Source organism: Paenibacillus eucommiae (assembly GCF_017874215.1).
Taxonomy (GTDB): Bacteria; Bacillota; Bacilli; order Paenibacillales; family NBRC-103111; genus Paenibacillus_AI; species Paenibacillus_AI eucommiae.
On the sequence record NZ_JAGGLB010000071.1, the window covers coordinates 1 to 8,940 of the forward strand.

Below are 8,940 nucleotides of genomic sequence, written 5' to 3' on the forward strand. Positions count from 1 at the left end.
TATTCAATTAATATAACATACTCCTAAATATCTGAACCGGATTTTCCCATATCCATTATTTGTAAATCGATGTGAGCTTTAATGCATGCTTAATGGACTTATGATCCTACAGCTGTGGAATTTGTTTCAGCAGCATCTATCAAAGAAGGAGTCAGCCTGCTGGAGACTGTGGCAGATCAGCCTGGCAGCATTCAATTGATTCTGGCAAGTACAGGTCCAGGTAAAGAAATTATTGGTCAAGGGGATATTGTAGAGCTCACATTTAAATCCAAGCAAGTTTCACAGACGGTGGCTAGCCAAATTAAGGTAACAAGCGCTTCTTTGGCAGACGGTCAAGGCGTTGAATATGCAGCCGAGCTGTCGTCGGTAACTATTCAGGTTACAGCTGGTCTTTCCGGTGACATCAATCATGATAATAAAGTAACAGTCGGCGATTTGGCCATCATGGCTGCCAATTACGGCAAAGATACAAGCAGTCCCGATTGGGAGCAAGTGAAGCAAGCAGATCTGAATGGGGATGGCAAAATCGACATCGAAGACTTAGTGGCAATTGCCAAGAAAATTAAGAAGTAACGGAATTTGACCAGCCAAACAGGAGGGCTTCCTCCTGTTTGGTGCCATGTTGTTGAATGGCGATGCAATTAGGGAAGAAGTAAGGATCGGAGATTTATAAGAAATGAATAAGAAATGAATAAGACAAGGGGGAATGGATGGTTGCGTGTATCCCTAATTCTATTGCTGATAGCTGCACTTTGCTTGCCTGGTAAGTTTGTTGCAACGGCCCATGCTGAAACAGTACCCATTTTTAGGTTGGATGCAGGTAAGCCGGCTGGTGGAAAAGTTATCATGACCCTGAGTGTGGAAAATGTCAATAATGTATATGGTTACGAGGCCAGATTGTCCTTTGATCCTGATAAGCTTGAATTATTGGGCGCCAAATCTAATTTGGATGGTTTTTCAGTATCTCCCATTATCAAAAAGAACGAAATTATCATTGCTCATACCAAAATAGGCAGCGTACCTGGAGATAGCGGGAATATCACAATAGGCACCCTGACGTTTAAGCTCAAGAAACATGGCCAAGCCACAGTGAAATGGGAATCTATGAAGGTAGTAACCGACAAATTACTGAGTACAACAATTACAGTTGGAAAAAGCGTTTCTACGAGTAAAAGCTTCATAGATTTGACCGGGCACTGGGCAAAAGCAGATATTGAACTGCTTGCTTCAGAGGGAATTATTGAAGGTATGGACGACGATCATTTTGTGCCGGATATGATGGTGACAAGGGCGCAATTTGCTGCTATGTTAGTAAGAGCATTGAACCTGAAAGCATCAGAAGTTCAAAGTCCGTTTACCGATGTGCCGTCAGCTTCCTGGTATGCTGGAGTCGTAAGCAGTGCTTACTCTTCGGGGATTATCAAGGGAGTCACAGACAGCAGATTCGCTCCGGAGCAAGATATTACACGGGAAGAAATGACGGTCATGCTCATACGGGCGGGCAGGTATATGTCGGAGGGGACTTTTAACGATAAGGGTTCAGTGGATTCCATACCATTTGTGGATGCAAGCTCTATAAGCGAATGGGCGATTAGAGATGTAGAGATCGCTGTTCGTGAAGGTATTATCAACGGCAGAACCGCTAACACGTTCGGCCCGCAGTCTTTGGCGACCAGAGCGGAGGCAGCCGTGGTGATGAAGAGATTGTTATCCAAACCTTAAGAGGAGGTATTTCCATGAGTTCTGAATCAGCACCGAGAGTTACAAAAGAAGATATCATTAGCGCGTTTAAACAGGTTGGCGTAGGTGCATCGGATATCGTTCTCACTCATTCTTCTTTAAAAAGCTTTGGCCTTGTCGCTGGCGGCCCAATGAGTGTTATTGAGGCAGTCAAAGAAACTGTAACTGAAAGCGGTACCGTTGTGTTTCCAACGCTAGTACAGCAAGATTTCTTCAATGCCTACCGCAATTGGGATATCGAGAAATCCCCTTCTGACGTGGGCAATATCACAGAAACGTTCCGTTTGCTTCCGGACAGTATCAGAAGCGATCAGGCTACACATTCAGTCGCGGCATGGGGAAGCAGGGCAGCCGAGCTTACTGCTGATCATTCAGCCTATGGCCCACGAATGGGCGTTTTTGGCGATTACTGTTTTTCATACTCTTCGCCCTGGCAGAAAATGTACCTGGAAAAAGCAAGGATCGTATTTATTGGTATAGACATGAACTACAATACATTCAAGCATTTTGCCGAGTATAGCCTGGTGGAGCATTACTGCAGTACTATCGAGGATGCTGGCAAGAAATGCATAGCGATGTCGAAGATAGCCAGACATGGCGTTCCGGGCGTATGGCCTTTTCACGATGCAGCCAAAACCCAGGCGATGCTGGACGAGCTTGGTTTCATCTCGCATGCCCAGTGCGGCAGTTCGCTTTTCACTAGCATTAAGGCTGACGACTATGTGGATAATGTGTTAAGGGCTTTCAAGAAAAACCCGGAGATGTGGTTTGATGACGCCTTTCTTGCGTGGATCGAGCAGGATGTTTTAGGCAAATGAAATTATATATTCTGAATTTATAAAACTAATTAATTTCACACAAGGAGGAAGTACCATGTTTATCGATATTCATGCCCATGCTTACAGAAAGCCCGTTCCTTTCGTTGTTCAATTTTGCACAGCGGAAGAGTTGATTCAGCGTTATGATGAGCTCGGGATTGAAAAGGGCGTCTTGCTGCCGGTTGTCAGTCCGGAAATCTATTTCCCGCAAGCCAATGAGGATATTCTTGATATGGCCGAAAAATATCCCGACAGGTTCATTCCCTACTGCAACATCGATCCGCGTGCCCTAACCAATTCAGCAGAAGCGCCGCTTGATAAAGTGCTTTCCTACTATAAGGATAAAGGCTGCCGGGGGCTTGGCGAGGTGATGCTTAATGCTGAGCTTATGGATCCGCTCGTGCAAAACTTATTTCGCTGCGCGGAGCGTGTAGGTCTGCCGGTAGTATTTGACGGTTCCGATCAGAAAACTGGAGACTTCGGCTTGTATGACGACCCTGGCTTGCCGCAGCTGGAGCATACCCTGCAAAGGTTCCCGAATCTGATTATTTTCGGACATGGCCCTGTGTTTTGGGCGGAAATTGGACGTTTGGAGACGCCGGGAGAGCGGGCAATTATTTTTGATTTAAAAGGTGGGCAGGTCGGAAGAATCCCTCAAGGGCCTATTAAGGAAGAGGGCGTTGTGCCCAAGCTGTTCCGCAGATACCCGAATTTATACGGCGATCTATCCGATTATACGGCTCATAACGCTATAGCCCGTGACACCGAGTATGGTCCGAAGTTCCTGACGGAATTTCAGGACAGGTTATTTTTTGGTACTGATATTTGTACAAAAAATATGCCAGTTGATTTAGTCGATACACTGATTAATTGGCGCGATACGAAAAAAATCAGTGAAACTGTATTTAAGAAGATTTCCAGGGAAAATGCAGTGAAATTTTTCGGATTGTAATGCCATAACCCCCGACAAAGCCAAAAGACTTGTCGGGGGTTATTTTCTAAGTCGTAATGAGTCGATTTAAGTCGAAAAATATGCAAATGACAAAAAAATGACAAGAAAATGGCTGAAAGTACATAACTTTGGCGTATCCAGGAGAGTAATCCAGAGACTATAATACTTACAAATTATCACTTACAACTTATCGCGTAAAATTTTTGCCCGGTAGAAATGGTAGAAATGTGTTAAAGAATCGGAGGGTGTGCAGGATGAGCAATGCTAATATTCATGCCGAAAATAATGGCAAAATTAATTCCAATGTGGCGCAATTTTTATACGAGGATAGTGGTCTAAATATGGGCCCGGTCATCCGCTTGCATGACGGCAGTTTATTCACCGTGGTGTGTGTGACCAAGAAAAACCCTTTACAGCTGGATCAAGCCATTTGCTCGCATTATGTATTAGGAAGACAATCGTTCGACAACGGCGCAACGTGGAGCCATCCGCATCTGTTCATCGCATTTCCGCAGCAAACGGGGTATATTAGCGGACAGCATTATTTACAAAGCAAAGCCGGAGCCATGCATGTTTTTTCTTTTAGAATTCAAGTATTGAACGAAGCAACGAACCAGTATATCGGGGATATCCTGCACACTCGCGCTGACGATATTCACGGTACGAATGCGGTCACTCAAAAAGTAGCTTGTCTGGACCGGTATACCGGAGCAATTAACAGCGTATTGCAGCTGGCAAACGGCCGGATTGTGGCGGCTTTTTCAACGATTCCTCAAGGTAAATTCGACTTAAGGTCTTGTTTTGTGTGCAGTACGATTTATTCTGACGATGAAGGGGCAACCTGGAACGCCTCCAACGATGTAGAAATTTCAGATGATAATGCTCATGTGGAATCAGGGGCCATGGAGCCAATTGTGCTGGAGCTGGATGACGGTCAGATGCTCATGATGATACGTACCACGCTGGGCCGTTTCTATTATGCTATGTCTGCCGACGGCGGCGCATCTTGGGGAACAGCACGTCCTTCGCCGTTTCGTTCTTCCAACGCTCCCACATCTTTAGTCAGAATGGAGAACGGAGATATCGTTAAAATATGGAATCATTGTCTGGGCTACAGATACATTGAAGGCATCAGCTATGCAAGACAGGCCCTGCATGCCGCCATATCAGAGGATGGGGGCAAGACATGGAACGGTTATCGCGAAATGATTCTAAGAAGACAGGATGATCCTCCATCAGTGTTAAATTGCTACCCCTTTCCGATCGTATTGGAAAACGATGAGCTGTTGGTGAAATACTACAGTGTAGGCAGTAAGGAGGGGTCAGACTTCAACGATCCTAATGTCAAGCTGGTGCGATTTTCGACCTCATTTCTCAAGGAGCGCACGATCACGGAAAGCTTTGAACAAGGCATGCAGGCCTGGACTACTGACGGTACTCACACCACGCTTGGGACATATAAGCCGGACTCTTCCTCAATGGAAAAGAACATGCTGCGCTTGTCGGCGGCTGAAGGTGAAACGGCTGTTGCCGCATTGAATTTTCCTTATGGCCGTGCAGGCAGCTTGAAAATCAGGCTGAAGAGAGATTCGGAGAAAGAGCTGCAGGGAGCAACCTTGATCTTAAGCGAACCTTTCCTCGATGAGGTTCACTTTACCGGAAAAGATGAAGAAATAAAGAAAATCAAAGAAATTGTTTTAAAGGATTGCGCTGTATTGTCCTTAAAGGCGGCTTCCGGCAATTGGGATGAGCTGGGGATTTCCTGGGATATGGATACCAGGGAGCTGCATTCGACAATCAATGGGATTCAGGATCAGACGATTGTGATTCCAGGAGATGCAGGCGGTTTTAGTTATATGACGCTTTGCCTTGAAGGAACGGAAGGGGAAGTGCAGCGATTATCAATCGCTCACGTTGCAGCAGAGTCACATCGTCCTGGCTCATTCAATTTTGAACTAACTGTCTAAGGAGGAAGTACCATGTTTATCGATATTCATGCCCATGCTTACAGAAAGCCCGTACCTTTCGTTGTTCAATTTTGCACAGCGGAAGAGTTGATTCAGCGTTATGATGAGCTCGGGATTGAAAAAGGCGTCTTGCTGCCGGTTGTCAGTCCGGAAATCTATTTCCCGCAAGCCAATGAGGATATTCTCGATATGGCCGAAAAATATCCCGACAGATTCATTCCCTACTGCAACATCGATCCGCGTGCCCTAACCAATTCAGCAGAAGCGCCGCTTGATAAAGTGCTTTCCTACTATAAGGATAAAGGCTGCAGGGGGCTTGGCGAGGTGATGCTTAATGCTGAGCTGATGGATCCGCTCGTGCAAAACTTATTTCGCTGCGCAGAGCGTGTAGGTCTGCCAGTAGTATTTGACGGTTCCGATCAGAAAACTGGAGACTTCGGCTTGTATGACGACCCTGGCTTGCCGCAGCTGGAGCATACCCTGCAAAGGTTCCCGAATCTAATTATTTTCGGACATGGGCCTGTGTTTTGGGCGGAAATTGGACGTTTGGAGACGCCGGGAGAGCGGGCAATTATTTTTGATTTAAAAGGTGGACAGGTTGGCAGGGTGCCTGGGGGTCCGATCAAGGAAGAGGGCGTTGTGCCCAAGCTGTTCCGCAGATACCCCAATTTATACGGCGATCTCTCCGATTATACGGCTCATAACGCCATATCCCGTGATACCGAGTATGGTCCGAAGTTCCTGACAGAATTTCAGGACAGATTATTTTTTGGTACTGATATTTGTACGAAAAATATGCCAGTTGATTTAGTCGATACACTAATCAATTGGCGCGATACGAAAAAAATCAGCGAAACTGTATTTAAGAAGATTTCCAGAGAGAATGCAGTGAAGTTTTTCGGACTGTAGGTAGTGAAAGATAAGTAAGGAAACATAACAAAAAGATAAAGCAAAAAGGTAAGCAAAAAGATATTACAAAGGCGAAGAAGCTTTTAGCAGTCGTGAATTGCTTCTAATTAAATTCAAAAAGCCCCCGGCAAGCTAAGGCTTGTCTGGGGCTTTTTGTTTCCATTTAATATAACCGAGTGTTAGTTCGGAGTTATCAACTACAGACAGGATGTCAATGCACCAAAATGTCCATAATTAGTATGACAAATTAAGGAAGAAATTTTTTTGAGCTGGCGTTAGATTCATCAGGTTTTTCTAACCTTTTATTAAGGTTCATAGTGTACAATAGGCCTGCAGGATGACAGAAGATGTGAACAAAGGGGCAGGAGCGTTGAGAATTCTAGTCGTGGAAGATGACCGGCCGCTGCTCGATGCGGTGGTGACGGTACTTAAAGAAGAGTCATACCAAGTCGATGAAGCGCACAATGGTTTGGACGGATTGTACTTGGCGCAGCAGCGGATTCATGATCTGATTGTTCTGGATATCATGCTTCCCGGCATGGATGGGCTCTCTATCCTCGGCATTCTGAGGTCGAAAGGGATCACGCTGCCGATCCTGCTGCTGACTGCGCGGGACAGTGTGGAGGATCGTGTGAAAGGGCTCGATTCTGGTGCTGACGACTATATCGTCAAACCTTTTGCAACACCGGAGCTGCTGGCACGGATACGGGTTTTGCTGCGTCGGCAGTCCGGGGGAGCTCCGGATGGAGAACTGAAATACGGCCAGCTTACCGTGAAATGCCAGACCATGGAGGGATACGCGAATGGCGAGCCTCTAAAGCTTACGGTGAAAGAATTTGAGCTGATGGAGTACCTGCTGCTTAACCGGGAACAAATATTAACAAAAGAACAGCTGCTGGACCGGGTTTGGGGGATTGATACTGGAGCAGGATTGGGCGTCATTGACGTCTATGTCCATTATTTACGCAAAAAGCTTGCCCCTTCTGGTTGTGATCGCTATATTCATACGATTCGCGGAGTTGGATATTTATTGAAGGAGAAAAGCTGATGTTCAACCGAATTAGAATCCAGCTCACCATCCGTAACGCGGCCGTGTTATCCGTTATTTTGATTGGGCTGAACCTGTCCGTTTTTTTTGTTGCGAAACAAATGCTGTTTGCCCAGGTTGACGCATCTTTAACGAATATACGAGACCAGATGACGAATATGCAAGGTCAAATGTTGAGTGTAGAAGGCCAAACCTTGAGAATACAAGGTCAAACGGCAGAAGCATATGATCAGACAGCGCTGGCAGTGCCTGCGCAAAAAGCCGTTCTGTTCCGCATGGGGCAGATGGACCGGCCGGTTATCCAGTTGTACTGGACGGAAGATGACCAGCCGATTATGCTGCCGGGAATGGAGCAGTTCAAAGAGGGGCAGCTGAAGAAGCTTCTGCCAAGCAAGGTAGGAGCGTCTCTGCAATCGGTGAAGGCGGGAGACCAGCACTTCCGGGTATTGAACATCAATGACCTGGATATCGGGACCGTCGTTGACAGAAACGGCGTTCAGTACCGGATCGCAACCCATCAACTGCTCAGTAATATCTCCGCCGAAATTGGCATGCTGACCCGGCTTGAATCCATCCTGCTGTATGGAGGCATTGTAGGGCTGCTGATCGCCGTCGCTGCCGGGTATTATCTGGCGAACCGCGCACTCATCCCCATCCGGCTCTCCATGGACAAGCAGCAGCAGTTCGTATCGGATGCATCCCACGAGCTGCGGACCCCACTGTCTGTCATTCAGGCACATACGGAGCTCTTATTGCGTCATCCCGAGCATACGATTGAGCAGGACAGCAAACATATATCCACGGTTCTGCAGGAAGCCCGGCGGATGAGCAAGCTGGTTAATGGCTTGCTGACATTGGCCCGGTCCGACTCGAACCAGCTGGAGCTCGAGATCAAGCCGATTCAGTTCGACCGGATCGTCAACGACTGCGTACGGAAGATGCAGATGCTGGCGGAAGTCAAGGACATTATCCTGCATGCGGAAATTGAGTCGTCTGTGCCGATGAATGCCGATGAGGTACGCCTTCATCAATTGCTTGTGACCGTGCTCGACAATGCGATCAAATATACGCCGGAGGGCGGACTTGTCCGCGTAGTTTGCCGTAAGCTGGCCCACTCCGTGCTATTGGAAGTAGAGGACACGGGCATCGGCATTGCGCCCGAAAATCTGCCTCTTATCTTTAACCGCTTCTACCGCGGTGATAAAGCCCGCACGCGGCAGGAAGGCGGCACAGGTCTGGGACTGGCAATCGCCAAGTGGATTGTGGAAAGCCACGGGGGCAGGATTCGCGTGGAAAGCAAGCTTTTGGTCGGCACGCAGGTGCTGATTACATTACCTATTTAGAGATTTAGAGATGATAAGCCCGGGGCAGCCGCCTGCGGGTTTTTTTATGTTGAAATTGTAAGTGCTTGACTTAACGATGTTTTTGAGGCTGTCGATTAACTGTGTACAACTCAAAACGTTTACTGAAATCGATCAAAACTTGCCACTTAAACCTGTTTAAATC

At 46.9% G+C, this 8,940-nt stretch carries 8 protein-coding genes and 1 pseudogene; all 9 read left to right on the forward strand.

Annotation, left to right across the window (positions count from 1 at the left end):
• Positions 1–108: 108 nt before the first annotated feature.
• Positions 109–369 (forward strand): annotated as a pseudogene (locus J2Z66_RS43685) (cohesin domain-containing protein); the annotation flags it as partial.
• Positions 370–402: 33 nt separating this feature from the next.
• A complete protein-coding gene (locus J2Z66_RS43690) occupies positions 403–573 on the forward strand; it encodes a dockerin type I domain-containing protein (protein ID WP_312895053.1) in 171 nt (56 codons plus the stop codon).
• Positions 574–714: 141 nt separating this feature from the next.
• Positions 715–1,722 carry an S-layer homology domain-containing protein gene (locus J2Z66_RS42180; RefSeq protein ID WP_209980084.1) on the forward strand — a complete coding sequence of 336 codons (1,008 nt, stop codon included), beginning with the start codon at positions 715–717 and terminating at the stop codon, positions 1,720–1,722.
• A 14-nt stretch (positions 1,723–1,736) separates the two neighbouring features.
• On the forward strand, positions 1,737–2,558 hold the full coding sequence (locus J2Z66_RS42185) for an AAC(3) family N-acetyltransferase (protein WP_209980086.1): 822 nt from the start codon (positions 1,737–1,739) through the stop codon (positions 2,556–2,558).
• Positions 2,559–2,613: 55 nt separating this feature from the next.
• Positions 2,614–3,510: an amidohydrolase family protein gene (locus tag J2Z66_RS42190; protein ID WP_209980088.1), complete on the forward strand. Its 897-nt coding sequence runs from the start codon at positions 2,614–2,616 to the stop codon at positions 3,508–3,510.
• A gap of 254 nt (positions 3,511–3,764) precedes the next feature.
• Positions 3,765–5,477, forward strand: coding sequence for a sialidase family protein (locus J2Z66_RS42195; protein ID WP_209980090.1), 1,713 nt, complete (start codon positions 3,765–3,767; stop codon positions 5,475–5,477).
• Positions 5,478–5,489: 12 nt separating this feature from the next.
• Entirely contained in the window at positions 5,490–6,386 is an 897-nt protein-coding gene (locus J2Z66_RS42200; RefSeq protein ID WP_209980091.1) for an amidohydrolase family protein, read from the forward strand.
• A gap of 370 nt (positions 6,387–6,756) precedes the next feature.
• Complete coding sequence (locus J2Z66_RS42205) at positions 6,757–7,434, forward strand: response regulator transcription factor (protein WP_209980096.1); 678 nt, start codon at positions 6,757–6,759, stop codon at positions 7,432–7,434.
• Complete coding sequence (locus tag J2Z66_RS42210) at positions 7,434–8,777, forward strand: sensor histidine kinase (protein WP_209980093.1); 1,344 nt, start codon at positions 7,434–7,436, stop codon at positions 8,775–8,777. The genes J2Z66_RS42205 and J2Z66_RS42210 overlap by 1 nt, the downstream gene beginning before the upstream one ends.
• Positions 8,778–8,940: the final 163 nt, after the last annotated feature.